Raw genomic sequence first — 25,944 nt, 5'->3', positions numbered from 1 at the left:
CCTAGCAAATTGTTTTACTGACTTAAAATGCACACAAAAAAGACACTTCGCTTAGAGGCGTCTTTTTTTGTGGTTAGTTTTGGTTGATAGCGCAATTATTTATTAATATAAACTACCAATATAATCTATCAAGATAGGTTATAAGCATGGCTTATAGGCCTAAGCTATAAGTCTAAGCTATTGACTGCCCAAACTGCAACATCCACACGAGTACGTAGGTTGGTCTTATTCAAAATATGCTTCACATGTACCTTTACAGTGGACTCAGAAATCCCTAGTTCATTACCGATCATTTTATTACTTTGGCCTTTGGCAATCATTTTAACCACTTGTAGCTCGCGACTGGTCAAGTTACTGACAATGTCATCGAGATTTGGGGTGCGTAACGCTTGGGCTAGCACTGCGGCCAATCTTGAACTCACTACTAACTCGCCACGTAAGGCTTTGCGGATATCTAAGGCTACTTGTTCAGGCTGCATGTCTTTTAGTAAGTAGCCATTGACGCCGAGCTTTAACGCATTGTGGATGTCATCGCCACTATCAGACACGGTAAACATGAGAATTTTTGCTTGATTGCCTTGATCTCTAATTTGTTTAACCGTATCAAGTCCACTTAGCCCCGGCATGTTTTGATCAAGAATGATGAGGTCCACATCATTGTCTTTTAAATAGACCAATGTTTCCTCACCACTACTGACATCAGCCACCACATTAAAATCAGGCTCTAGGCTTAGCAAGTCTGCTATACCACGCCGTAGCATAGGGTGATCATCGACCAATAGTATTTTGGCAGGAGAGGTAGAGGTATAAACTACGTTAGACATATAAACTCACGGGTAATTAAAGTTAAATTTTCTTGAAGGTTTAAGTCGCTTTTAATCTTTTAAGGCCAAATCAGTTGCTAATTCAGGTTGGTTACTAATTCAGGTTGGTTACTAATTCAGGTTGGTTACTAATTCAGGTTGGTTACTAATTCAGGTTAATTGCTAAGTTAAGTTAATGGCTAGTTGGTAAAAAAAGCAGGAGCAAACCGAGCCTCAATTGTGGTGCCTTTGGGGTGGTTTTGAGTTATTTTTAGGGTGCCTCCTAAGCTCTTAGCACGCTCCTGCATAATCATTAATCCGTGATGATGGGTGTGATCAAAATTCCCAGAGATGCCTTTACCATCATCACTAATGGTAAGTAAAGTGTCATCACTATCAGCGATATAAACATAACTAATCTCAACATTATTGGCTTCAGCATGACGGCAAATATTAGATAGAGCTTCACGCACAATTTGAATGACGTTAACCTGTTCAGAGGCATTTAAATTCAAAGACATCACTTGGTTACTGACTTTGATATTAAACCCTCCTTTTTTGGCAAATTCATCTGCAGAGTTATGTAGGGCCTCATCAAAACTGTCATCATTTAAGCTTAAACGGAAGGTAACGAGTAGGTCTCTTAAATGCTGATAAGCAGAGGTTAGTCCTTCTTTAATCTTTAAGATCGAATCGGTAACCAATACTAAGTCGGGGCTATCGCAGTGAGTGTGATTCAGTCTTTTTTCTAATATCGTGACTTGGATTTTTAAATAGGACAAAGATTGCGCCAAAGAGTCATGTAGCTCTCGAGCAATTGTTGCCCGCTCTTCAAGCAAAATAACCTGATGCTCATGCTGGCGTTGATGCAATAAAAACATAGCGGTACTAATTAAATTAGTCAAAGCAACAATGGCTTCTTTATTATCTGAAATTAAAGCTTTAGTGGCTATTTGTTCTGCTTCAGGAAGTTGTTCTAACTCAGGAAAAGCGTTTAGTTCTTCTATTAACGGAATACGACTGTTTGGCGCTGCACCGTGTTTCAGGAAATCTGAGGGTGCTATATTGTCTGTTATCGGAGTTTCTGCTGTCGGAGTGTCTGCTGTCGGTCGATTGATGCCTAGAGATTTAGGTCGAACTCTTAATTCACCATATTGATATTTCTGATGACGAATATCGAAAGACTCAGTATAAGCGTTGGTCTTAATTAAACAGTTGTCACAAGTTGACGTGGAGCATAACTCTCTTAATGCACTACTATGGATGGCAATAGCATCTTGATTGTCCAACAAATCATTTTTAAGGCATAGCGTAAACTCTAAGTCCGGAATAATTTTTCCGAAATCAGCAATTAAACGATTGAGCTCAACTATACTTACCTGACTGGTAGTGAGATATTTAGCAAAATCATAAAGCAAAGCCAGTACTTGATTGGCTTGAGTCAAATGAGCAGTCTTGGATTGTACTTCATTTTCTAGATAGAGATGGTTTTTCTCAATGGTGCTAACCATGTCATTGAAAAAAAGTCCTAGCTCTTCAAATTCACTGTAACCTTTAATAGCCACACGGGTGTCGAGCTGACCTGATTTAAAACTTTCTTTAGCCTTAACAAGGTTCTGAATAGGTGCTAAGGCTTTCTTACGAAGTTCGGCGATTACCGCTAACATAATCAAAACCATCAAGCCTAGGAAAAATAGCTGAAATAGCTGCTGTTGGCTTTGACGTCTTTCATTTCTATATTGTAGCTGCGATACCACCGCATCTACTTGCTGGACATAAGGCAGAGAAGCCTTATACCAATTCCAAAAAATAAGGTACAATATAACCAACTCAACAACATAATAGAATCACATGCCGAAAAAAACCCCTAGAAATCATAAACTCACAGACCACGATTTTCTGCAATTATCTAAAACAGAAGGCAATGCCAGAGCACGAATCAGACTACTCATGCTGCATCAACTGAGTCAAGGTCATCCTATAGCGACCGTAGCAGAGAACTTTGGCTATAACCCTAGAAGCGTCTATACCATAAGAAGGAAATACTGGTTGCATGGTATCACTAGTGTCTATGACGCAGCTGGCAGAGGCAGAAAGAGTCTTTTAGCAGAAAAAGACATAGAACCATTCAAACAAGCGATAGTAGAAGCTCAGCAGCAAAGAGGTGGTGGTAGGCTCACGGCAAAAGACATCGCACAAATCGCCAAGGAGCAATTTAACGCCAACTATACCCCTAAAGCGATCTATCCTCTCATGAAACGTATTGGTATGAGCTGGGTATCTGCGCGTAGTCGGCATCCTAAGGCAGATCCTAAAGTCATGGAGGCATATAAAAAAACTTCCTTGAGCAGATAAAGCAAGTTCTACCTGATGGTGTTGATATCAAGCAAGTTGATATATGGTTTCAGGATGAAACACGTATTGGCCAACAAGGCTCTATCACAAGGGTTTGGCACTATAAAGGACAAAGACCTCGAGTAGTCAGGCAGCAGCAGTTTGAATCAACTTATCTATTTGGTGCCTTTAATCCGGCGACAGGTGAGAGTGTTGGACTTGTTCTACCTTATGTGAATAAGCAAGCTATGGCATTGCATATGGAGGAAATCAGTAAAGCTGTTCCCGAAGGTCGGCATGCCGTGGTGGTTATGGATGGGGCGCTATGGCACCAACCAAGTTTGGATCAAGACAATGTGACCATGCTTAAATTGCCTCCCTACTCACCTGAGCTTAACCCTGCTGAACAGGTATGGCAGTACCTTAAACAGCATTGGTTATCTAATCGCTGTTTTGAGAGTTATGATGCGATTGTCGATGCGGCATGTGACGCTTGGAATGCATTGTGTAATCAGACTAACTTAATTAGGTCTATCACTCAGCGGGAGTGGTGCGACTTGAGTGTTATTTTTTAGAATTGGTATTATAAAACCCTTGAGCATCATTGTTAAGCAACAAAGGCAATAGCTCATTTTGCCACCGTTGCTCGATTCTTTTAATTTGACGGTCTATACGCTCATTTCGATTGGCAAGTTGATTCTGATATTGGTGCAGTAATTGGTGCCGACGATTCATGTCGTTAATCAGAGTATTAAGCCTTTGCTCTTTGTCTGCCGCAGTTGGACCAGTAGGGTCTGCAACGCTACCAGCTTTAGCACCAAGACTATCTTTAAAATCAAGACGGTCTTTATCACTAGGATTCGCTTGTAGACCAAGATTTGAAGGATCAAAATCTGATGCCAATAAGAAATTAAAACGGTAGGTAGCCATTCTAATCGAGCCAGCGATGTTAATTGCTTTGGCATCATTTTGGGCCGCCCATGCCAAAAAGCCGCTAGTCAATGAAGACCCTAAAAATAATAAGATCACAGTGATAGTAGCAACTTGAGCACGAACAGTCAGTTTGTTGGGAATCAGATTAGATAGCCACATAGTTATCAATTTTAACAATATAAAGGGTAGAAAAGTGATCTTTAATTTATGAGCTTAACGTAAATTATGAGAAATGCCGAGAAGGAGAGGTAAATTAGCACTTACTACCAAAGCTTTGACATACCTCTAAAGTAGTAGTCACTTAGCTCTACAGCAAGTTACCCACATAAGCCACCGTATTAAACCCTTATAGCCATACTAAATTATAAATAGGTGCAGTAACTTTACTTATGCAATAAATATAGGTGAGTGTTACTAACTAACATCACTATTAAGTGAGGTGAGTATGAGTGTTAAAAAAGAGGAATTAAAAGGTGGCAAGGTTATTACCGATTGGCGTCCAGAAATGGAAGACTTTTGGGAAAACGGTGGTAAACAAGTCGCCAGTCGTAACTTATGGGTCTCTATTCCTGCCTTGCTATTGGCATTTTCGGTATGGATGGTATGGAGTGCGGTCATCGTCAACCTGCCTGAGATTGGCTTTGATTTTGACGATGGTCAGTTATTTTGGTTAGCGGCTCTTCCTGGATTGTCTGGGGCTACGCTACGTATTTTTTACTCATTTATGGTCCCTATATTTGGGGGCAGACGTTGGACAGCCATCTCTACAGCGTCTTTATTAATCCCAGCAGTATGGATGGGTTTAGCAGTTCAAGATCCCAGTACGCCCTTTAGTGTATTTATTATAATCGCACTGCTTTGTGGTCTCGGCGGTGGTAACTTTGCGTCTTCGATGTCAAACATCTCATTCTTTTATCCCGCAAATAAACAGGGCACAGCATTGGGTTTAAATGCAGGTTTGGGCAACTTGGGCGTCTCTGTCATGCAGTTTGTGGTGCCTTTAGTGATTGGTGCTGGTATCTTTGGTGCCTTGGGGGGCGCTCCGCAAATTACGGCTAGCGGCAAAGCGTTGTACTTGCAAAACGCGGGCTTTATTTGGGTACCTTTTATTGCCTTAATCTCGATTGCCGCTTGGTTTTTGATGAATGATATCGCTTCTGCTAAAGCATCTTTTAAAGAGCAGTCAGTTATTTTTAAACGCAAACATAACTGGATTATGTGTGTGCTTTATATGGCTACTTTCGGCTCTTTTATCGGCTTCTCAGCTGCATTCCCTATGTTGATTAAGAATGCATTTCCTGATGTTAATGCACTACAATTTGCCTTTTTAGGTCCTTTAGTCGGTGCTTTATTCCGTCCAGCGGGCGGTTGGATTGCCGATAAGCTAGGCGGTGCAAGGGTTACTTTCTGGAACTATATCATCATGATATTGGCGGTGGGTGCTGTCATATACTTTTTACCCAGTGAAACCCGTGAAGGTAGTTTTATCGGTTATTTAATCTCCTTTATGGTGTTATTTATTACCACAGGTATTGGTAATGGCTCAACTTTCCGCATGATTCCAATAATCTTTAAGACTGTTTTAGAACGTCAACATCCAGATAGGGTAGGCACAGAACCTCTATTTGCTGAAATACGTAAAGAGTCAGCGGCAGTGGTGGGCTTTACCTCAGCGATTGCTGCTTATGGTGCTTTCTTTATTCCAAAAATGTTTGGCTCAGGGCTGGGTGTCTATGGAACATTCATTGCGCTGATAGTTTATTACCTAGTCTGTATTGTACTAACTTGGTGGTACTACAGCCGAGGGAATGCTGAGTATCCTTGCTAGATTTACTGACTGCTAAAAACTAAAATTGATCGTTACCAAAACACCGCCCTAAAAAGCGGTGTTTTTTTATGAGAAAAACTAAATTGGTTACAAAAAAGTAGGCTGTGCTAAATCGTAAGGCAATCAAATCACGGTGTATTTTCTCTTTTTCTGACTACTCCCAAAGTAGTAGAGCACTGCCTATCTAAGATTATATTCGAATGGTTTGTTACATCCTAGAATAGCAATCATCTAATGATATCTATTGCTCACGTACTGACAGCACAAGCCTAGACGCTGCTGTTTTGAGCTTTTTGTACATCGAAGTTATAACCTAGAGGATAGCAATATGAGCCATTTACTCGACCAGTTCCGTTTTTTTAAACGCAAAAAAGCTGAGTTCGCCGACGGCCATGGTGAAGTACGGGACGAGTCCCGTGGGTGGGAAGACGGTTATCGCAATCGTTGGCAATATGACAAGATAGTGCGCTCTACGCATGGTGTGAACTGTACTGGATCGTGCTCTTGGAAAATTTATGTCAAAAATGGCTTGGTGACTTGGGAAACTCAGCAAACGGATTATCCGCGTACCCGTCCAGATCTTCCCAATCACGAGCCTCGCGGCTGTCCTCGTGGGGCAAGCTATAGCTGGTATATGTACTCTGCCAACCGCGTGAAATATCCTAAAGTACGTAAGCCGCTTTTGAAGTTATGGCGTGCGGCCAAAGCGCAACATCCTGACCCTGTCGATGCTTGGGCAAGTATCGTTGAAGACCCGACCAAAACCGTGGAATACAAATCTAAGCGTGGTTTGGGTGGTTTTATTCGTTCGACCTGGGCTGAAGTCAATGAAATCATTGCAGCCAGTAACGTTTATACCGCCAAGACTTACGGCCCAGATCGTATTATCGGTTTCTCTCCAATCCCTGCCATGTCTATGGTCAGCTATGCGGCCGGTAGCCGTTACTTATCACTAATAGGCGGTGCTTGCTTGTCATTTTATGACTGGTATTGCGACTTGCCTCCTGCTTCGCCCATGACTTGGGGTGAGCAGACAGACGTCCCTGAATCAGCTGATTGGTATAACTCTGACTATATCATCGCTTGGGGGTCGAACGTACCGCAGACCCGTACCCCAGATGCTCACTTTTTTACTGAAGTACGCTACAAAGGCACTAAAACCGTTTCAATTACCCCTGACTATGCAGAAATCTCTAAATTAACAGACCTCTGGTTGAATCCAAAGCAGGGTACTGATGCCGCTGTGGCTCAAGCTTTCTGTCACGTGATTATCAAGGAGTTTTACTTAAAGCAGCCCAGTGATTATTTCTTGGATTACGCCAAGCGCTACACTGATATGCCTATATTGGTCATGTTGGAAGAAGATGAGCCGGGCCGCCGTCGTCCAGGCCGTTATCTACGCGCCTCTGACCTAGTCGATGGCTTGGGTGAAGAGAATAATCCTGAGTGGAAAACCATTGGCTTAAACAATAATGGTGAGTTGGTCTCTCCGCTAGGATCTATCGGCTATCGTTGGGGCGAGAAGGGCAAATGGAATCTTGAGCAAAAAAGTGGCTCTACCGGTGAAGATATCGACTTAACCTTGTCGTTAAAATCTGATTCAGCGGAGCAAGAAGTATGTGAGGTGGCGTTCGATTATTTCGGTCACACTGAGCACCCTTATTTTACCGCGGTACCTGGTGATGCATTACCAGTGAAACGAGTCCCTTGCAAAACCATTACTTTAGCCGATGGTAGCATCGCCAAAGTGGCGACTGTGTTTGATTTAACCGTGGCCAACTTAGGCGTCGATAATGGCCTTGGCGGCGACCACGTCACAGATGACTACAACGATGCTAGTGTTCCAGGCACGCCAGCTTGGCAGGAAATAATCACTGGATTGTCTCGTGAAAAAGTAATTCAGGTGGGCCGCGAGTTTGCTGAAAATGCTCATAAAACCCATGGCAAATCGATGATTATCATCGGGGCAGGCATGAACCACTGGTATCACTTAGATATGAACTACCGCGGCGTGATTAACATGTTGATGTTGTGTGGTTGTATTGGTAAGTCAGGTGGTGGTTGGGCGCACTATGTGGGTCAGGAAAAACTACGTCCACAGACCGGTTGGTTGCCTCTAGCATTTGCGCTTGATTGGCACCGTCCGCCGCGTCATATGAACGGCACCAGTTTCTTTTATAACCACAGTTCACAGTGGCGCCATGAGACGATATCAGCACACGAAATCTTATCACCTCGTGTGAACAAGAAATTCTTCCCTGAGCACATGCTTGATTACAACATTCAGGCTGAACGTGCAGGTTGGTTACCTTCCGCACCACAGCTAAACCGTAACCCGTTAACTATTGCGGCAGCGGCAAGGGCTCAGGGTAAAGACATTGAACAGTATGTAGTAGATTCACTTCATGAGGGGAGCTTACGTTTTGCTTGTGAGTCCCCTGATAACCCTCAAAACTTTCCACGCAATATGTTTATTTGGCGCTCAAACTTATTGGGCTCCTCCGGTAAAGGCCATGAATACATGCTTGAGTACTTCTTAGGCACCAAAAACGGCCTAATGAGTGAAGAGAACTTACCAGATGGTCTGCGTCCAAAAGAAGTCGATTATGTGGAGGATGGTCCCAAAGGGAAACTGGATTTAGTCGTTACTCTAGACTTCCGTATGTCTTCGACCTGCCTATATTCAGATATCGTATTGCCTACGGCTACTTGGTATGAAAAAGACGATATGAATACTTCGGATATGCATCCGTTTATTCACCCCTTAACCGCAGCTACCGATCCTGCGTGGGAGTCTAAAACAGACTGGGAAATCTATAAAGATATTGCCAAGTACTTTTCAGAGATTTCTAAAGGCCATCTAGGGGTGGAAACCGATGTGGTAACACTACCCATGCAACATGATAGCCCAGGCGAATTGGCACAGCCCTTTGGCGGAACCGACTGGAAAACGGCTGGCGAGAAACCCGTACCCGGTAAAAACTGCCCGATGATTAAAATTGTTGAGCGTGATTATCCCAATACGTATGCCAAGTTTACCTCACTAGGTCCTGCGCTAGAGAAGCTAGGCAATGGCTCTAAAGGCTTGAACTGGGATATGACCAAAGCGGTAAAAGATTTGGGTGATTTAAATCACCGAGTGACTACTCCTGGTGTCTCTGAAGGTCGTCCACAGATTTTCACAGCGATTGATGCCTCAGAAACCATCTTAATGTTAGCCCCTGAAACCAATGGCGAAGTAGCTGTCAAAGGTTGGAAGGCATTGGAAGAATTTACGGGTCGTGAACATGCTCATTTAGCAGCGTCAAGCGAACATGAAAAGATTCGCTTTAGAGACATTGTGGCTCAGCCGCGTAAGATTATCTCAAGTCCCACTTGGTCAGGTCTAGAATCAGATTCAGTCAGTTATAACGCTGGCTATACCAACGTTCATGAGCTAATCCCTTGGCGTACCATTACTGGCCGTCAGCAGTTTTATCAAGATCATCCTTGGATGCAAGCCTTTGGTGAACAAATGCAGCAGTATCGTCCACCCGTCGATACTAAGACCACTGACATAATGAAAGATGCTAAGCCCAACGGTAATAAAGAAATTGTTCTGAACTTTTTAACACCGCACCAAAAGTGGGGTATCCACAGTACTTATTCCGAAAACTTACTGATGTTAACGCTTAACCGTGGTGGTCCAGTGGTTTGGATATCTGAAAATGACGCTAAGTCGGCGGGTATTGAAGACAACGACTGGATTGAAGTTTTTAACGTTAACGGTGCTATTACCGCCCGTGCGGTCGTCAGTCAACGTGTGAAAGATGGTATGACCATGATGTACCACGCTCAAGAAAAGCTGGTCAATATTCCAGGCTCTGAGCAGACAGGAACCCGAGGAGGTATCCATAACTCAGTGACCCGCACCATCTTGAAGCCCACACACATGATTGGGAGCTATGCGCAGCAATCTTATGGCTTTAACTACTATGGAACGGTCGGATGTAACCGTGATGAATTTGTCGTGGTTCGTAAGATGTCGAACATAGATTGGTTGGAGGACAAACCAGATGATTCACTGCCTCAGGCTTTACCTACCACTTTAGAAGGTTAAGACAACCTTAAAAAATTTAATTTGGAGCACACACCCATGAAAATTAGATCGCAAGTAGGCATGGTGCTTAACCTCGATAAATGTATCGGTTGTCACACCTGCTCAATCACCTGTAAAAATGTTTGGACCAGTCGCGAAGGTATGGAGTATGCATGGTTTAACAACGTAGAGTCTAAACCTGGTATTGGTTATCCCAAAGAATGGGAAAATCAAAATAAATGGAATGGCGGCTGGATTCGCAATGCAAATGGGACTATCAATCCTCGTATTGGCGGTAAATTCAGAGTGTTGGCTAATATCTTTGCCAACCCAGATTTACCAGAGATTGATGATTACTATGAGCCTTATGATTTTGATTACCAACACCTACATACTGCACCGATTAGTAATCATCAGCCGATTGCCCGTCCTCGCTCAGCAATTACTGGCAAGCGTATGCAAAAAATAGAATGGGGTCCTAACTGGGAAGAGATCTTAGGGTCAGAGTTTGAAAAGCGTCGCCGTGATAAAAACTTCGACAACGTACAGGCTGATATCTATGGTGAGTATGAAAACACCTTCATGATGTATCTGCCACGTTTGTGCGAACATTGCTTAAACCCAACTTGTGTGGCTTCTTGCCCGAGTGGCGCGATTTATAAGCGTGAAGAAGACGGTATTGTCTTAATTGACCAGGACAAATGCCGCGGCTGGCGTATGTGTATCTCAGGATGCCCTTATAAGAAGATTTACTATAACTGGAAGTCGGGTAAATCTGAAAAATGTATCTTCTGTTATCCGCGCATTGAAGCGGGCATGCCAACCGTTTGTTCTGAAACTTGTGTGGGCCGTATTCGCTACCTTGGTGTGCTTTTATATGATGCCGACAAGATTGCTGAGGCGGCTTCTACACCAAACGAGCAAGACTTATACCAAGCGCAATTGGATGTGTTTTTAGACCCTAATGACCCAGAAGTTATTGCGCAAGCCTTAAAAGATGGTGTACCTCAGTCTGTTATCGATGCGGCACAGAAATCTCCAGTTTATAAGCTGGCAATGGATTGGAAACTAGCACTACCTCTACATCCAGAATATCGCACATTACCAATGGTTTGGTATGTACCGCCTTTATCACCCATTCAAAATGCAGCAGAGGCGGGCAAGGTAGGTATGGACGGTCTTATTCCAGATGTGGACAGTTTACGTATTCCATTACGTTATCTTGCCAATATGCTAACGGCGGGTGATGAAGAGCCGGTACGGTTAGCACTCAAACGCCTATTAGCCATGCGTAGCTACAAGCGTATGCAGCTAGTTGAGAAGCAAGAGGTACAAAGTATTTTAGACGATGTCGGTTTAACCAAATTGCAAGTCGAAGAAATGTACCGCTATTTAGCCATCGCTAACTATGAGGACCGCTTCGTGATTCCAACGGCACATCGCGAGGAAGCCATGAGCGATGCGTTTGCTGAACGTAATGGTTGTGGGTTCACCTTCGGTGAAGGTTGTTCTGGTAGTAATGACGTCAGTATGTTTGGTCAGAAGAAAGCCACTCGCCGCGACTTTATCGATACTGTTCAAAAGTGGGAGGTATAGGATGACAACACTAACTCAAGCAGAGATGTCACAACACACCGCAGAAATGCCGACAAGTGGCAACTCAGACATGAAAATTTTAAAAGTATTGAGCTTGTTAATTGACTATCCCACCAATGAGCTATTTGAAGGTGAGACTCTAACACTATCTAAACAGATTGTTAGCAAATCACCGTTAATCAGTCCTGAAGTGCGTCAGCAGATTATAGACTTAATCGATGACATGATTGAGATTGGCTCTTTAGAAGCTCAAGCAAGATATGATGGTCTGTTTGAACGAGGCCGTTCTTTATCGCTATGGCTATTCGAGCATGTACACGGGGAGTCTCGTGACCGTGGTCAAGCCATGGTCGACCTGATGGATCAATATCAGCAAGCAGGCTTTGAGATTGGTCTAAAAGAGCTGCCTGATTATCTACCCATGTATTTGGAATTTTTAGCATATCAATCGGCCGTAACAGGCGATGATATTCAAATTCGTATAGATATTGCCGATGTCAGTCACATTATTGCGTTATTGGCCGCCCGTTTAAAGGATAGAGGTAGTCTGTATGAAGGCTGCTTCAATGCACTACTGCAGATAGCGGGTAAGCCGCTTGTGGTAGTAGAAGAACTCCAACAGCAAGTCAAAAAAGAGCAACGTGATGATACTAAAGAGGCATTAGACGAAGAGTGGGAGGAAGAGGTTGTCGATTTCTTAGGGGCTCAGCAAGAAGAACGCTGTCCCTCGAGCACTCAACAGCTTGCCAAAGGGATCGCTATTGATAGATCAGTAATGCCCCCAAAACAAGTCGATGCCCCTGTGCATTGGGTGGATTTCGATCAGTCGAAATCTGTTAAACAGTCTTAAGGAGAGAGGACATGAATATTGCAGATCCTAGTGTACAGTCTTTAGCCAACTTAAGCTGGCTACAAATATTTCTATTTGGTATTTACCCTTATATTGCACTGGTAGTGGCTATCTTAGGCACTTGGGCTCGTTTTGATTTATCACAGTATTCTTGGAAAGCACATTCTTCACAAATGCTGCGTAAGAAGAACATGCGTTTGGCCAGTAATTTATTCCATGTCGGGATTATTGTGGTATTGCTCGGTCACCTTTTTGGAATGCTAACGCCACATTTTATTTACGAAACCTTTATCAGCGCTGCCCATAAACAGATATTGGCGGTGGTTGTTGGGGGTATCGCTGGGATGGTGTGTTGGGTGGGTATGGTCATGCTGATGTGGCGCCGCTTTACCGATGATCGTATCTCTAACACCTCCTCTTTTTCCGATAAATTGGTGTTGGTTCTATTATTTATTCAGCTTAATTTAGGTCTTATCTCAATCTTTACTTCAATGAAGCATCTTGACGGTTTGACTATGATGAATCTAGCCGGTTGGGCTCAGGACATCACCATCTTAAGACCTTGGCAAGCGGCGGCTCGTATTGAACAGGCTAGCCTGATATATCAGCTGCATATGGCGTTAGGTATTACCTTAATTATGATCTTCCCATTCACTCGTTTGATTCACATTATTAGTGCCCCAGTCTGGTATTTAGGACGTCGCTATCAGATTGTTAGACAGAAACAGTCTCAATAGAATACGTCACAATTGTGATACAGCATTTGGAAAAATACAGCGTTACCATAGCCATAAGATTCATTTCAAATGAATCTTATAGTAAAATAACCTCCTTCAGTTCATCCATGCATTCACACTCTAAGGAAATACTATGGTCTCACCAGAAACATTAGCAATCGTTAAATCAACCGTTCCTGTTCTTGAAAAACATGGCACCGACATTACCACGGTTTTCTATAAAAATATGTTTGCAGAACATCCTGAGCTGTTGGATATTTTTAATGAAACCAACCAAAAACTCGGACGTCAGCAGACTGCTTTGGCGACGACGGTGCTTGCGGCTGCTAAGCATCTAGAAAACTTAGCGGTATTGCTACCTCAAGTGACCCAAATTAGCCATAAGCATCGTGCCCTAGAGATTCATCCTGAGCATTACCCAATCGTTGGTAAACATTTATTAGGCGGTATTAAAGAAGTACTGGGTGATGCTGCCACAGATGAAATTATCGAAGCGTGGGCAGAGGCTTATAATGAAATAGCCAATGTGTTTATAAGTATTGAAAAAGACATGTACCAAAAGGCAATGTGGTCAGGTTTCGTAGAATTTAAAGTGGTCAAAAAAGAAATTACTGGGACCGATATTGCTGCATTTACCGTACAACCGGTAGACAGTAATGCGGTAAATTTAAATGAGATAACGCTAACACCCGGTCAGTACATTACGGTCAAAACAGATCCTGAAGACAGTGATCATATTGCTTTAAGACACTATTCATTATGTTCGACAGAAACTGAAAGTGGTATTCAGTTTGCAGTACGACGTGATAATCGTAATGCGCACCGTGGTCTAGTATCCAATCATTTGCACGACAATGTTGAAGTTGGAGACACTATTTTATTGTCAGCACCGGCAGGCGATTTCGCGTTACAGCAAGATTTGATAGATCAAAACCAAGTGCCTTTAGTATTAATCAGTGCTGGTGTGGGTGTGACGCCTATACTGTCTATGTTTGAAGCCCAAGTAAAACAGAATCCTGAACGTCCTATCATCTGGATGTATGCGTGTCAGAACCAGGCACATCATGCATTTAAATTTAGAGTAGATGCCTTACTTGAGCGTGCCAATAACGTAGAAAAACATATTTTCTACTTTGAAGACGGTCAGCTATTAAATGATTCTGTGTTACGAACTTTACCAAATCCTGCGGATGTTTATGTCTGTGGCTCAATGGCATTTATGGACAGCATGATTAATGGTCTTATCGCTTTAGAGCATAGTGGGGATAGCATCCATTACGAACCATTTGGTCCAAAAATGAGTTTAGTTATCGAATAACTTTTATAATATTTAATCAATTAAAGGATTGCTTGCTATTCTCTTTTATTTAGCCGTTGATGACTTTTATTGATTCATCACTGAATAGTAGGCAGCCTTTAATGTGGAGCAATTTATGACGGCAACAACTTATGATCCCAGACAAGCTGCTGAAGATAATATTCGTATTATGCCAACGTCGGATGATCTGAAAAAACCACATTCTGACCAAGAATTTATCGAAAAAGCATTGGCCGAAGAGCGTAGTAATCATAAGAACTTGATTGCTTCTAGTCGCGAAGAATTGCCCAACGTTTATGTCAACGGGGTGATGATTGATAAAACCGCTATTGCTCAAGAACTTCAGTATCATCCTGCCGCCAGTAAAGAGGATGCTTTGTTTTTAGCCACACAGGCGTTAGTGGTTCGTGAACTACTAAAGCTTGCGGTAATTGAAGACGCACAGCTGGGTCAAGCGGCTTGGGATGCCAATGAAGAGCAGGCAATTTCTGATCTCATTGAGAAAAACGTCATTGCAACGACTCCAGATGCGTCTACCTGTGAACGTTACTATGAGCAAAATAAAACAGAATACAAAACGGCACCTATCATGTCGGTGCGCCATATCTTATTGGCCAGTTTGCCAGAAGATGGTGAGGAACGCTTAGAACTAAAAAATAAGGCCTATAAGCTAATTGAACAAATCAAAGACAGCGCTAATCCTGACGCAGAGTTTATTGAGTTGGCGCGTCAATATTCCGCTTGTCCCTCAAAAGAGCAGGGCGGAGAGCTGGGGATATTAACGGCTGGTCAAACAGTTCCTGAGTTTGAAAGTGTGGTATTTGCTATGGAGAAAGGGTTGGCACCTAGTCCGATAGAGAGCCGTTATGGCTTCCACATTGTAGACATTCTCGATAAGCAACCTGGGTTGCAGCTCGATTATCTTCAAGCCAAGCCAGCCATTGCCAATAAGTTAGCCCAGCAAGCCTTTCATCATGGGTTATGTGATTACTTATATACTTTGGCTGAAAATGCTGAAATCGATGGTATTCAAATGGAACTTGATCAGGAAAACATTTTTAGAGGTTAATGTTGTAAAGAGACTCGACAAAAACAACTTGATAAAGACACTTGGTATTTTACTTACTTAATGTTTTTTACCTGCTTAATAAGGATGTACTATGAAACGTGCCGATCAACTTCAGCCCTTATCACGAGAGCATCACTTAGGCTTGGTAATCTCTAGGCATGCCAAAGAGTGTGCCAACGATGTTGAAGAAATTGCCAAACATTGGACTGCTTTGACAGACTATATTAATCAAAACATGACTCATCATTTTAAGGTGGAAGATGATTTGTTATTGGCAAAGTTAGAGCCGTATCAGCACAGCCATCCGAAAGTGGCGGAAGTCATTGAGCAAATAACTGAACAGCATCATAAGCTGTATCAACTGGTTGATTTGCCAAGTCTTAGTGCGGCTAAAGTGCAAGAGCTTGCTACTACCTTATACGATCATATTAGATTTGAAGAGCGTGAACTGTTCCCACTGGCACAGCGAATATTGTCTGAACAAGAATTGGATGCTATTTATAAAGCCAGTGCCAAAAATGTTAAACGCGAAGATGAAAATCGATAATTTAGTAGTAAGTCTTTAGACCCCGTTATGGCAGTAGTGGTGACAATAGCTATTGACAATAAAAGCAACAACAATAGAGACGAAAACAAGGAGAGAGTTATGAGCCCTATAGTGATTCCAAGTCATTGGAGAGTGAAGCGCTCCACACCATTCTTTACCAAAGACAATGTACCGCCTGCTTTATTGACCCATCACAATACCGCCGCAGGTATTTATGGACAGATTTGCGTAATGCAAGGTACGGTAACCTTCTATGGCTTTGCGGATGAACAAGCCACTGAAGCTGAGCAAAAAATAGTCATAGAAGCAGGGCAGTTCGCGGTAAGTCCACCGCAATACTGGCATCGTGTCGAGTTAAGTGATGATGCTCAATTTAATATTAACTTTTGGTCTGAAAAAGAGCACGAAGGCAGCAAGCTTATGCAACAGTCCAAAGTTCATAATCAACCGATTGATTTGCTAGATGAGTCTGGTCAATAAGCAGGTGATAAGAAAAAGGCGTATCAATAAAGCGAAAATGCTCAGGATAGCATTTGCTTAAGTGAGTCACATTTTATATGCTTGGCTCACTAATTTGCTTTGTTTCACGCTCTTTTCTGTAGCCCTTACTTTTAGATGAATCAATAGGACTTAACGATGACCTCTACTATCTTTCATAACCCAAAATGCAGCACGTCGCGCAACGCTTTGGCCCTTATGCAGGCTTCAGATGAAACTTTTGAGGTAGTTGAATATTTAAAAACCCCGCCTAGCCGTGAGTATTTGGTTGAGCTGTTAGCTAAGATGCAAATGTCTCCGCGTGAGCTTATGCGTAGTAAGGAAGCGGTATTTACTGAGCTGGGATTAGACAATCCTAACGTAACAGACGATCAACTTATTGATGCGATGGTAGAGCATCCTATTTTAATTAATCGTCCTATTGTGATTACTGACAAGGGGGCGGTATTGTGCCGACCTTTAGAAAATATCTTTGACGTATTGGCCGCGCCGGTTAAAGTATTCACCAAAGAAAATGGCGACGTCATTGTGAATCCCAATGCTTAACTAAGCCATAGTGAGTTCACGATATTAGTCTGAATAATATGGAAGGCTTAGTCCTTATAAGCTAATATTAAGGTTCAAAGCCTTCAGCTATTTACTGAAGGCTTTTTTATTCTGTTTTTTTTAAAATAGCTAAAAGAATTAGCTTGTTAGCCAAAAAAACTAGGCATATAATAGCTGTAAATGCTAAGTATTCTTATTTACATTCACTTTTAACTTAAATGCACTTTAACCGACAGGCAAATGTATGGAACAAGCAATGTTCGTTTCTAACACAGCAGTTTCTGAAGCGTCTAAAACTATGGCGAATTGCCAAGCATATGCTTTGCTTGAGTTTGATAAGAACCAGCCGGTGGTTATTGAAGAAATCATAGAAAATCCGCGTTTTGGCGACATCGATAAGGTAGTAGAACAACGTTTAAAAGACTTAGGGTTTCTGCCAAATACAGCCCTACGTATCGTAGCCAAAGGGCTGTTTGGAAAACCTCCTTATGCGGTGCAATTGGCATCTGGGGTACAGTTTAGTCTGCGGATGGATGAACTGAAGAAAATTCGCTGTCGGGCGCTTTAATTTATCTCTAATCGTGTTTAGTGCTTGCTGCTCTTACCTGTGCCTATCTGTTCCTACTTGGCCCTTCTTTGATTTGGCTTCTTATTAAGTGATTACCGTATATGCCCAATCCTGTTATTGCTGCTCCAGCGGATACTGCTACCTCCTCTAAAAATCATATTACCCTTGCCTTAGTAGGCGCTCCCAATTGTGGTAAGACCGCCTTGTTTAATGTATTAACTGGCTCAAAAGCCAAAGTGGCCAACTACTCAGGGGTGACAGTTGATAAGCGGTCAGCACCTTTCATTCATGATGACACAGTTAAGATACTGGACTTACCAGGTACTTATGGCTTGGCGACTACCAGTCCTGACGAGGAGGTAACCCGCAAAGTATTGATGGGAGAGATGCCCAATGAACCGGTGCCTGACGGTATTATCGTTGTTGCTGATGCCACCAATTTACGTATGTCATTGAGGATGATTCTTGAGTTAAAAAGCTTAGGGCTGCCAATGATGGTCGCTTTGAATCTAAATGATGTGGCAGTCAGTCGTGGTATGGATGTTGATGAAGTGGCTCTATCCAAAGAGATAGGCTTGCCAGTGGTAAAAACGGTCGCCATTAAACGTAATGGCAATAAACAGCTACTGTCGTTAATTACTGAATTTTCAGCAACCCATAAAGGGCAGACACGTCCAGTGCGCTTTTCGCAAACGGCGCCCGATTCGCAGCAGCTCTATCAACAGGCCGATGATATTATCAGTCGTACGGTCTCTATTCCACATAGTTTGCCTAAATGGCATGAACGCCTTGATTACTGGGCTCTGCATCCTGTAGTGGGCGTGATTTTATTGTTTCTAATCTTGTTTGTGATATTTCAAGCGGTATACGCCTGGGCGACTCCGATGATGGATGGCTTAGAAGCATTAGTGACTACAATTGGCAGCGTAATAGCAAATTGGTTGCCTGAAGGTGTCTTAAAGAGCTTAATCGTGGATGGCATCATCGCTGGTGTCGGTAGCGTGATCGTGTTTGTGCCGCAGATTGCGCTGCTATTTTTGTTCTTATTGATACTTGAGGACTCAGGCTATCTGCCTCGGGCTGCTTTCTTGTTAGATAATTTGCTCTCAAAGGTAGGGCTATCAGGCCGCTCTTTTATCCCATTATTATCAGGCTTTGCTTGCGCTGTTCCAGCGATTATGTCGACCCGAACTATTCCCAATCCTAGAGAACGGATGGTGGCGATATCGGTCTTACCCATGCTGACCTGTTCGGCAAGATTGCCGATTTATGCGTTAATCATTGCAGCGGTGGTGCCCAATAGATCAGTAATGGGTATTTTTAATTTGCAAGGGATGACCTTATTTATCTTATATACCGCCGGCATCGCCTCAGCAGCCTTTATCTCTTGGCTCCTTACTCGCTTTCGCCGTGGCAAAATCGAGCAGGTCAGCTTTCCATTACTGATGGAACTTCCGACCTATCGTATGCCCAACATCAAACACATTGTCACCGAGCTTTGGAGTAAAGTACGGGCATTCTTGGTACAAGCAGGGACCGTGATTTTTGCACTGAGCGTGTTGTTATGGTTTCTAGTCAGTTTCCCAGCACCGCCCATGGGCGCTACAGGCCCAGCAATTGAATACAGTTTTGCTGGCAGGTTGGGCGCTATTATCGAGCCAATCTTCCATCCCATTGGCTTTACTTGGCAGATGTGTATCGCTTTAATTCCAGGCTTAGCAGCAAGAGAGGTAGTGGTAGCCGCATTAGGCACAGTATATGCTGTGGGCGGGGCTGGCGATGACACGGCTAGCCAAACCTTGATACCTATTATTCATACTGAATGGGGCTTGGCGACTGCTTTTGCCTTTTTGGTATTCTATATTTATGCGCCTATGTGTTTGGCGACTTTGGCAGTTATCCGCCGTGAGACCAAATCAATGAAACAGACAGTGGCTATTACCGCTTATTTGTTCGTCTTGGCGTATGTCATGGCTTGGATTACCTATCGTATTGCAGGTTCAATTTTTGGTTTTGGAGCATAGGGTTATGAATTCATTTTTAGAGTACGCCATTGTATTTCTTATCATTGCGGTATCGGTTTACTATGTGTGGACGCGAGTGTTGTTCAAGAAGTCATCTAAGTGTTCTACCGGCTGTGGTAAGTGTGGCTCATAGTTAGCCCAATGTTAGCCCAATTAAAATTGCCTTATTTCGCTATTCACGTATCATTGCAGGCATTAGGCTTTAAAACGTCAACCTAAACCCATTGTCTTTGATTGAACTTTGAATACTTATGTCCACCTTGCCGTGTCTTTACTCTTTTCGCCGCTGTCCTTATGCCATGCGTGCTCGTTTAGGTCTGTTGTTTGCTGAACAACAGGTCGAGCTGCGTGAGGTCGTCCTGAAAAACAAACCTCCACAAATGTTGGACATTAGCCCTAAAGGTACAGTCCCAGTATTGCAATTAATCGATGGTACTGTGATTGAGCAAAGTCGGGAGATTATGCTTTGGGCACTTGAGCAAAATGACCCTGAAAACCTGTTAGATAAGACAGTCATTAATGAAGCCAATGCGCTTATTGATCAAAATGATAATGAGTTTAAATACTGGCTCGATCGTTACAAATACGCGGATCGTCATTTAGAGATGACCCCAGAAGAGTATCGTCAGCAGGGAGAGGTATTTTTACAACGGTTAGAAAAGCAACTTGAAAAGCATGCTTATTTATTGGGTGATAAGGTGACTGTCACTGATATTGGTATTATGCCTTTTGTGCGGCAGTTTGCACATGTCGATCGTGAGGCTTTCTACGGTTTGCCTTACCCTAATTTACAGCGTTGGCACCAAGATTGGCTTCAGCATCCACTGTTTTTGCAAGCAATGACTAAATTTAAGCCTTGGGAAGAGGGTGATGAGTTGGTGGTTTTTGGGGATTAAAAAAAAGAAGTTTCTTTCTTTTATATAATTTGATATTAAAGGCCGCAATATTTTTATTGCGGCCTTTTTTTAATAAAGTGGGTTGTCTAACTTTCTATCTAGTAGACCTGTATCTAGTAAATCTGCTACATAATAAAGTGAGCTGGGAAACGAGTCGTTGTTTCAGCTGGCTGCGTATAGAGCTTATCGCCAAGATCAGCCAAAAATTGTTTCGAAGCCTCTGATAAGTTTGATAAAGGATTTTCTCTAACATCGAGAAGCTTTAACGCTTTTAAGTTAGTAATACTGTTAGGCAGATCATTTAGATTATTTGCATAGAGACCAAGAAGTTTTAATTGAGTTAAGTTACCAATACTTTCGGGTAAAGTTGTGAGATTAGAAGCTCGAATTTCTAAAACCTTAAGAGTGGTTAGCTTTCCGATGCTATCAGGCAAGGCTTTTAATTTCTTATTAGCAGCAAGCTGAAAAACTTCTAAATTCGTTAGATTGCCAATAGATTGTGGCAAATACTCAATTTGGGAGCCTCTCATATCAAAAGTAGTTAGTGAAGATAAATTCCCGAATTCATCAGGAAGCGTCTCTAAGCTTTTGCATAAAATATTCAATGATTTAAGGTTTTTCAGTCCACATAGTGCTTTTGGGAACTGTTTAAAAGAGCATCTTAAGCAAACTAAGGTTTCTAAATTATCTAATTCAGCTATCTCTTTTGGTAATTCATCAAAGCCAATAATTCTTAAATATTTTAACTTTTTTAAATTACCGATAGCGGCTGGTAAGGGTTTAGTAGACTCTCGTATGATTTCACCGACTACTTCATTATTCTCCATGATGCCTTTAATTGATTTACCATAGGACAAGTCAAGGCTTTCAAGTTCAAGTAGTTGTTTCGGATCATAGGGAATAGAGTTATTGGAAATATCATGGTTATCCACCCAATCCCAAATCTCTAGCATCCACTCTTCAAACAAAGGATGGTTGCAATATTCAGCGTACTTAGTATTTATAGACATAAAAAATCTCCTATTGCTCTGTCTGTGCCAAAAAGAAACGACACAGTCACCTTACAGAGCAAAAGGAGTTGTGCGTTTTACCAGTCTTTGTTTTTCATCGCGCTGGAAGTAGCCATAAACCCACGATGTTTTTTTATAGTAGCAACTCATATAAAATTTGTCAAATTTTGATTATCATGAATTATATTCAGGTTTTATTAAGTAATATATGCAACAGCTTTTAGTTATTTATGGCGCTAATTTTAAAAACTATAAAAAATAGTTTGCTGAGTTAATTAAATTTTAAGTTAGACTTATATCTTCAATCGGGTATGATAAAAAAATAGTTTTCAAATACTCTTAAATCTGCATATGACAGGACAGGCGTATTTGTAGAATATTATATAAATAAACTCAATTTGGTTATAAGCCTCAACACGATGAAAACACTGGTTCTTTTGCAAGGGAGATGATATATGGAAACTATCTTAACAAGCCCAATCACTGATAAATGCGCGTGGAAAGGTGAAGATATCGCCGATAAAGATGATTGGATTATAAGGTTAGACCAGCATTTAATATCCGTTTTAGATAACGCACTTAAAACCATTCAAGCTAAAAATCTACAAGCCCCCAATTTTGAAAAAAGTGATATACCTATTGATGATGCTGCCTTTTTGACACTGGTAAATGAGGTGTCTGAGGAATTAGAAAATGGCTATGGCTTTATTGTGATTAGAGGCCTTGATGCTTCTGTTTACAGCGAACAAGATTTAATTGATATTTTTTATATTTTAGGTCTGTATTTAGGTGTCCCTGTTGTTCAAGACAAAGGAGGTCAGCTGTTAGGCTTGGTAGAGAATGTTGGTGATGTCAATGATAAACAGACTCGAGTTTATCAAACCAATGAAAACCTACCTTTTCATGCCGACTTATCAGATGTTGTGGGACTGCTTTGTATACGCAAAGCAATGATAGGTGGTGAGAGTAGTTTGGTTAGTTTTTCTGCTGTTTATAACACTATTTTGGAAGAATATCCTCAATACCTAGGCTACTACTATCATCCCGCTTATTTAAATCATTTAGGCAAAGAGGGGCCTGGACTAACGCCAATGTTTAGTTATTGGGAAGGAAAGCTGGCTTGTCGCTATCTAAGAAAGTACATTGAAACGGGTCATGAGTTGATGAATGTTCCCCTGTCTCGTGTTCAGATAGAGGCTTTAGATGTATTTGATGAAATAAGCCATCGTCCGGAGTATAGACTCGATATGATGCTTGAGCCTGGGGATATCCAGCTATGTAATAACTATGTGGTTATGCATTCAAGACAATCTTTTGAGGACTATCCTGAAGCCGATAAACGCCGGAAGCTAGTAAGATTATGGCTTAAAATGGCAAATGCTAGAACGCTTGCTCCTGATTTTCCTGGTAAGAATGGATACCTCTTATAGTCATTTATAGAATGAGTATGATGAAGAAGCGATCAACCAACAATTACAGGATCAACGCCATAGCAGCTCGGCAGGCAGCGCTAAGTTTGCCGAGATTACAAATTATTTAGCTTTAAAGCCGGGTCAAAAGTGGACTTGGGAGCAATTGGCTGCTCTGCCAAATGTACAGGAATGGCGAAACAAAACTCCTCAAAAAAATGGATATATGCCTAGTGATGCTAATTATTCAATTAATGCAGGTTTAACTGAAACTGGCTCTATGATGGCTTATGGGAACAAGCAGCAACCAAAGCTTGTTGTTCTCAGTTCAGGTCAAGGAGTTATGGAAGACGAAGGGCTTAACGGTGTCTATAAGCTTAATGACTATTTTGATCAAAAAGATTTAACAAATATCCATTCTAACTGTGATGTAGAGGGGATGTTTGATCAGAAATTCTATAAATGGCAGAAAAAGTGTGCTAAGCCACTTTATATATATCAAGCTATTATGTCAGGCAATGCCGGCACTACTGCAGAATATGGTATTGCAGAAAGTTTAGATGAGTTTTTTAAACCTCAGTATCAATATGCTGACTTACAACTTCAAAGTATTGATCAGGATAATAATGATGTGGTCTGTACTTTTGGTAAGTAGTTAGTATTCCAGCGTAGTATTAAAAAATAAGAAGCGCACGGGACGATTAATGACCCCGTGCGTTTCTTATTTTAGCATCTTGCTAATTTAAGCCGATGTTTTAGAGCAGTTCTTTACGCAGCTGAGCAGGGGACTTAGGCGACAATAAACTTGGGGCGACATCAAGTACAGTTTTCGCACCTGTTTCACCCGCTACATTCATCTTATAGGCGGCACGAGCATAAGCCACTAGTACACTAGAGGTAAACTCAGGATTACTGCCTAAATTTAATGAGAACTCCAATACTTGGTTGTGTTGCTCATTATCGATACCACTTACACCACTGCGAATGACGAAACCACCATGCGGCATTTTACGGTGCTCACGCTCAAAGGTTTGTTGGTCAATAAAATGTACCGTGGTGTCATAGTCCGCAAAGTAATCTGGCATAGTTACGATAGCCTCGCGTACTGTGTGCGCATCCGCTCCTTCTTCTAATACCACGTAGCATTCACGCGTGTGTTTCTCACGTGTGCTGAGTGCAGGCTGTTCACCACTACGTACCCGTGCCATCGCCGTTTCTGAAGGAAGAGTATATTGCACACCCGATTTAACGCCCGCCACGCGGCGTACCGCATCTGAATGCCCCTGACTTAAGCCTTTACCCCAGAAAGTATAGGTCTCGCCAACCGGCAGAATGGCTTCACCGTATAAACGGTTGATAGAAAATAAGCCTGGGTCCCAGCCCACAGATAGCATGGCTATTTTGCCTGCTTTCTTTGCAGGGGCATCAAGAGCTGCAAAGTACTCAGGAATTTTGGCATGAGTATCGAAGCTATCTACGATATTAAATAGCCCCGCCAATACAGGACCTTGCTCCGGTAAATCAGACTTAGAGCCACCACACAAGATCAAAACATCTACGTCATCTTTGTATTTTTCGATATCGTCCATGCTATAAACGGGGACACTATCGTCAATCAAGGTGACAGAAGCAGGATCTCGGCGACTAAACACACCGACTAAATGCATGTCTGGACTTTGTTTGATGGCGGCTTGGGCTCCGCGACCAAGATTGCCATAACCGGCAATGGCGACTCTAATTACTGATGTCATTATGATTAGCCTTACGTTGTTATAATAGACTGGCAATGACTGCTGGTCTGATATGTATTAAGTAATACATAGGGTGTAATAAGGATGTGCATTATGCACGGCGATAAGTTTATTATTTAAGCATTCTTGATTATAGCAGAGGTCATTGTGATAGAGCCAGGAGGGGGTATTTCGATATTAAACAGCTGCCTAAAATAGCCTTACGTTTTAAACTTGATATTACAGACGCAAAAAAACCATATGACTAACTAATAATAGTAGTCATATGGCTTTAAAAAACACTAACTTATACGCTATCTAAATTTTATAATTCATTTAAATTGCGAGCAATTTAAGGCATTGACGACTTGATTTGTTCAGCCATTTTCAAGTGCATGGCCACTGCAGAACGAGTCTCTACTAGCATGTTGCGTAATTCAGGATTTTTAGCATTAGGTAGAAGCTGAGTATCGATGGTTTGTAGTACTTTACTGTGTACCATGATTTGACTCATCATATAATCTTTATCTAATGCAGAATTGGCTTGGCTAATTTTAGTCACAATCTGGTTACTATCAGCTTGTAAGGCATTGCTAGTGTGGCTTACCTGAGGAACCAATTGCAGACGGTTGCCCAATGCTTGTCCTTTTTGTTCATTAGCACCATGTTGTTTAATCATGCCTTGAGCAAAGCTACGTACCTGTGGATTTTGCAATTTAGGCAAAGCTGCATTTGCTTGCATAATCTCACCCATATTGGCGGTGCTTAAAACTTTAAGGATCTGACCATCGGTTAAACGCTCTACATTTTGCTGCCCCGGCATCGTTTTGCCATTATGAGCCGTATGATTTGGATTCATAGACATATTCTGACACGCAGTCAGACCGATTACACTACTTAGTACAACGCCGCCTAATACAGATTTTGATAATAATTTCATTATAATGTTTCCATAGTTAAAATTTAAAAGTAAAAAAGGTTTGAAGAATAAATAAATTACCTTGTTGCGATGATTTTTTATTTATCGCTTATTAATCTAGAGCTTACTTATCTAAATTGCTTAAATAAAAATAAATTAAAGATTTTTTTGCTAGCTACTTTAGCGTTTAGCGATAATCATTATTTAAGATAATCTCGTTAAAGCAGCTATGACTTAACTCTTAAATATTA

The 25,944-nt window shown here is 41.8% G+C and carries 24 protein-coding genes; 18 read left to right on the top strand and 6 right to left on the bottom strand.

Annotation, left to right across the window (positions count from 1 at the left end; all coding sequences use genetic code 11):
• Positions 1 to 164: 164 nt before the first annotated feature.
• Together narL and LK453_RS00330 are read right to left on the bottom strand one after the other, a co-directional pair.
• The gene (narL, locus tag LK453_RS00335) at positions 165 to 824 is read right to left on the bottom strand and encodes a two-component system response regulator NarL (protein ID WP_201541963.1); all 660 of its coding nucleotides are present in this window, start codon (positions 822 to 824) and stop codon (positions 165 to 167) included.
• A gap of 179 nt (positions 825 to 1,003) precedes the next feature.
• Positions 1,004 to 2,623 (bottom strand): histidine kinase, encoded by a 1,620-nt coding sequence (locus LK453_RS00330; protein ID WP_227674443.1) that lies wholly within the window; start codon positions 2,621 to 2,623, stop codon positions 1,004 to 1,006.
• Positions 2,624 to 2,654: 31 nt separating this feature from the next.
• Here LK453_RS00330 and LK453_RS00325 point away from each other — a divergent pair, with 31 nt between their 5' ends.
• Positions 2,655 to 3,158 carry a winged helix-turn-helix domain-containing protein gene (locus LK453_RS00325; protein WP_201534378.1) on the top strand — a complete coding sequence of 168 codons (504 nt, stop codon included), beginning with the start codon at positions 2,655 to 2,657 and terminating at the stop codon, positions 3,156 to 3,158.
• Positions 3,155 to 3,712 (top strand): IS630 family transposase, encoded by a 558-nt coding sequence (locus LK453_RS00320; protein WP_201534484.1) that lies wholly within the window; start codon positions 3,155 to 3,157, stop codon positions 3,710 to 3,712. Before LK453_RS00325 ends, LK453_RS00320 begins: the two co-directional genes overlap by 4 nt.
• Here the strand turns inward: LK453_RS00320 and LK453_RS00315 are convergent.
• Positions 3,702 to 4,229 (bottom strand): type IV pili methyl-accepting chemotaxis transducer N-terminal domain-containing protein, encoded by a 528-nt coding sequence (locus LK453_RS00315; RefSeq protein WP_227674452.1) that lies wholly within the window; start codon positions 4,227 to 4,229, stop codon positions 3,702 to 3,704. The two genes, LK453_RS00320 and LK453_RS00315, sit on opposite strands and share 11 nt — an antisense overlap.
• Before the next feature lie 286 nt (positions 4,230 to 4,515).
• Between LK453_RS00315 and LK453_RS00310 the strand changes: the two genes are divergently transcribed.
• The 14 genes from LK453_RS00310 (at position 4,516) to LK453_RS00245 (ending at position 20,625) form a co-directional block, all read left to right on the top strand.
• Entirely contained in the window at positions 4,516 to 5,898 is a 1,383-nt protein-coding gene (locus LK453_RS00310) for a NarK family nitrate/nitrite MFS transporter (RefSeq protein ID WP_201536861.1), read from the top strand.
• A 328-nt stretch (positions 5,899 to 6,226) separates the two neighbouring features.
• Complete coding sequence (locus LK453_RS00305; protein ID WP_201536858.1) at positions 6,227 to 9,997, top strand: nitrate reductase subunit alpha; 3,771 nt, start codon at positions 6,227 to 6,229, stop codon at positions 9,995 to 9,997.
• Positions 9,998 to 10,033: 36 nt separating this feature from the next.
• Positions 10,034 to 11,572, top strand: a complete 1,539-nt coding sequence (gene narH / locus LK453_RS00300; protein WP_201541998.1) for a nitrate reductase subunit beta — start codon at positions 10,034 to 10,036, stop codon at positions 11,570 to 11,572.
• Positions 11,573 to 11,597: 25 nt separating this feature from the next.
• Entirely contained in the window at positions 11,598 to 12,422 is an 825-nt protein-coding gene (narJ, locus tag LK453_RS00295; RefSeq protein WP_379652707.1) for a nitrate reductase molybdenum cofactor assembly chaperone, read from the top strand.
• Between the two features lie 11 nt (positions 12,423 to 12,433).
• Positions 12,434 to 13,159, top strand: coding sequence for a respiratory nitrate reductase subunit gamma (gene narI / locus LK453_RS00290; protein WP_201536852.1), 726 nt, complete (start codon positions 12,434 to 12,436; stop codon positions 13,157 to 13,159).
• Between the two features lie 133 nt (positions 13,160 to 13,292).
• On the top strand, positions 13,293 to 14,477 hold the full coding sequence (locus tag LK453_RS00285; RefSeq protein WP_201536849.1) for a globin domain-containing protein: 1,185 nt from the start codon (positions 13,293 to 13,295) through the stop codon (positions 14,475 to 14,477).
• Positions 14,478 to 14,592: 115 nt separating this feature from the next.
• The gene (locus tag LK453_RS00280; protein WP_201536846.1) at positions 14,593 to 15,546 is read left to right on the top strand and encodes a peptidylprolyl isomerase; all 954 of its coding nucleotides are present in this window, start codon (positions 14,593 to 14,595) and stop codon (positions 15,544 to 15,546) included.
• Positions 15,547 to 15,637: 91 nt separating this feature from the next.
• The gene (locus tag LK453_RS00275; protein ID WP_201536842.1) at positions 15,638 to 16,093 is read left to right on the top strand and encodes a hemerythrin domain-containing protein; all 456 of its coding nucleotides are present in this window, start codon (positions 15,638 to 15,640) and stop codon (positions 16,091 to 16,093) included.
• 99 nt (positions 16,094 to 16,192) lie between these two features.
• Positions 16,193 to 16,573: a DUF1971 domain-containing protein gene (locus LK453_RS00270; protein ID WP_201536832.1), complete on the top strand. Its 381-nt coding sequence runs from the start codon at positions 16,193 to 16,195 to the stop codon at positions 16,571 to 16,573.
• A 156-nt stretch (positions 16,574 to 16,729) separates the two neighbouring features.
• Complete coding sequence (gene arsC, locus LK453_RS00265) at positions 16,730 to 17,137, top strand: arsenate reductase (glutaredoxin) (protein WP_201536829.1); 408 nt, start codon at positions 16,730 to 16,732, stop codon at positions 17,135 to 17,137.
• A gap of 256 nt (positions 17,138 to 17,393) precedes the next feature.
• Positions 17,394 to 17,705, top strand: a complete 312-nt coding sequence (locus LK453_RS00260) for a FeoA family protein (RefSeq protein WP_201536827.1) — start codon at positions 17,394 to 17,396, stop codon at positions 17,703 to 17,705.
• Between the two features lie 101 nt (positions 17,706 to 17,806).
• Positions 17,807 to 19,729, top strand: coding sequence for a ferrous iron transporter B (gene feoB / locus LK453_RS00255; RefSeq protein ID WP_201536824.1), 1,923 nt, complete (start codon positions 17,807 to 17,809; stop codon positions 19,727 to 19,729).
• 4 nt (positions 19,730 to 19,733) lie between these two features.
• Positions 19,734 to 19,862 carry a FeoB-associated Cys-rich membrane protein gene (locus LK453_RS00250; protein ID WP_201530253.1) on the top strand — a complete coding sequence of 43 codons (129 nt, stop codon included), beginning with the start codon at positions 19,734 to 19,736 and terminating at the stop codon, positions 19,860 to 19,862.
• A gap of 118 nt (positions 19,863 to 19,980) precedes the next feature.
• Positions 19,981 to 20,625: a glutathione S-transferase gene (locus tag LK453_RS00245; protein ID WP_201536822.1), complete on the top strand. Its 645-nt coding sequence runs from the start codon at positions 19,981 to 19,983 to the stop codon at positions 20,623 to 20,625.
• A 125-nt stretch (positions 20,626 to 20,750) separates the two neighbouring features.
• On the opposite strand, the gene LK453_RS00240 is transcribed toward LK453_RS00245, so the two are convergent.
• Positions 20,751 to 21,635, bottom strand: coding sequence for a leucine-rich repeat domain-containing protein (locus tag LK453_RS00240; protein ID WP_201536820.1), 885 nt, complete (start codon positions 21,633 to 21,635; stop codon positions 20,751 to 20,753).
• 455 nt (positions 21,636 to 22,090) lie between these two features.
• On the opposite strand from LK453_RS00240, the gene LK453_RS00235 reads away from it, so the two are divergent.
• Positions 22,091 to 23,065, top strand: a complete 975-nt coding sequence (locus LK453_RS00235) for a TauD/TfdA family dioxygenase (RefSeq protein ID WP_201536818.1) — start codon at positions 22,091 to 22,093, stop codon at positions 23,063 to 23,065.
• Positions 23,066 to 23,210: 145 nt separating this feature from the next.
• Positions 23,211 to 23,699, top strand: a complete 489-nt coding sequence (locus LK453_RS00230; RefSeq protein WP_201536816.1) for a hypothetical protein — start codon at positions 23,211 to 23,213, stop codon at positions 23,697 to 23,699.
• A 100-nt stretch (positions 23,700 to 23,799) separates the two neighbouring features.
• Here the strand turns inward: LK453_RS00230 and LK453_RS00225 are convergent, their stop codons facing one another.
• Complete coding sequence (locus LK453_RS00225) at positions 23,800 to 24,795, bottom strand: diaminopimelate dehydrogenase (protein ID WP_201536814.1); 996 nt, start codon at positions 24,793 to 24,795, stop codon at positions 23,800 to 23,802.
• 331 nt (positions 24,796 to 25,126) lie between these two features.
• Complete coding sequence (locus tag LK453_RS00220; protein WP_265335043.1) at positions 25,127 to 25,714, bottom strand: DUF4142 domain-containing protein; 588 nt, start codon at positions 25,712 to 25,714, stop codon at positions 25,127 to 25,129.
• Positions 25,715 to 25,944 lie beyond the last annotated feature (230 nt).

Origin of the sequence: Psychrobacter sanguinis, assembly GCF_020736705.1 — a bacterium.
GTDB classification, from domain to species: Bacteria; Pseudomonadota; Gammaproteobacteria; order Pseudomonadales; family Moraxellaceae; genus Psychrobacter; species Psychrobacter sanguinis.
Note: the sequence above shows the minus strand (reverse complement) of the source record. Positions and strands in the feature narration are given on the sequence as shown.

Coding starts and splice junctions, on each gene's coding strand:
- narI (WP_201536852.1), top strand. CDS start 12,434: ATGAATATTGCAGATCCTAGTGTACAGTCTTTAGCCAACTTAAGCTGG.
- LK453_RS00315 (WP_227674452.1), bottom strand. CDS start 4,229: ATGTGGCTATCTAATCTGATTCCCAACAAACTGACTGTTCGTGCTCAA.
- arsC (WP_201536829.1), top strand. CDS start 16,730: ATGACCTCTACTATCTTTCATAACCCAAAATGCAGCACGTCGCGCAAC.
- LK453_RS00280 (WP_201536846.1), top strand. CDS start 14,593: ATGACGGCAACAACTTATGATCCCAGACAAGCTGCTGAAGATAATATT.
- LK453_RS00325 (WP_201534378.1), top strand. CDS start 2,655: ATGCCGAAAAAAACCCCTAGAAATCATAAACTCACAGACCACGATTTT.
- LK453_RS00245 (WP_201536822.1), top strand. CDS start 19,981: ATGTCCACCTTGCCGTGTCTTTACTCTTTTCGCCGCTGTCCTTATGCC.
- narH (WP_201541998.1), top strand. CDS start 10,034: ATGAAAATTAGATCGCAAGTAGGCATGGTGCTTAACCTCGATAAATGT.
- narL (WP_201541963.1), bottom strand. CDS start 824: ATGTCTAACGTAGTTTATACCTCTACCTCTCCTGCCAAAATACTATTG.
- LK453_RS00270 (WP_201536832.1), top strand. CDS start 16,193: ATGAGCCCTATAGTGATTCCAAGTCATTGGAGAGTGAAGCGCTCCACA.
- feoB (WP_201536824.1), top strand. CDS start 17,807: ATGCCCAATCCTGTTATTGCTGCTCCAGCGGATACTGCTACCTCCTCT.
- LK453_RS00225 (WP_201536814.1), bottom strand. CDS start 24,795: ATGACATCAGTAATTAGAGTCGCCATTGCCGGTTATGGCAATCTTGGT.
- LK453_RS00305 (WP_201536858.1), top strand. CDS start 6,227: ATGAGCCATTTACTCGACCAGTTCCGTTTTTTTAAACGCAAAAAAGCT.
- LK453_RS00285 (WP_201536849.1), top strand. CDS start 13,293: ATGGTCTCACCAGAAACATTAGCAATCGTTAAATCAACCGTTCCTGTT.
- narJ (WP_379652707.1), top strand. CDS start 11,598: ATGTCACAACACACCGCAGAAATGCCGACAAGTGGCAACTCAGACATG.
- LK453_RS00275 (WP_201536842.1), top strand. CDS start 15,638: ATGAAACGTGCCGATCAACTTCAGCCCTTATCACGAGAGCATCACTTA.
- LK453_RS00220 (WP_265335043.1), bottom strand. CDS start 25,714: ATGAAATTATTATCAAAATCTGTATTAGGCGGCGTTGTACTAAGTAGT.
- LK453_RS00260 (WP_201536827.1), top strand. CDS start 17,394: ATGTTCGTTTCTAACACAGCAGTTTCTGAAGCGTCTAAAACTATGGCG.
- LK453_RS00240 (WP_201536820.1), bottom strand. CDS start 21,635: ATGTCTATAAATACTAAGTACGCTGAATATTGCAACCATCCTTTGTTT.
- LK453_RS00235 (WP_201536818.1), top strand. CDS start 22,091: ATGGAAACTATCTTAACAAGCCCAATCACTGATAAATGCGCGTGGAAA.
- LK453_RS00250 (WP_201530253.1), top strand. CDS start 19,734: ATGAATTCATTTTTAGAGTACGCCATTGTATTTCTTATCATTGCGGTA.
- LK453_RS00310 (WP_201536861.1), top strand. CDS start 4,516: ATGAGTGTTAAAAAAGAGGAATTAAAAGGTGGCAAGGTTATTACCGAT.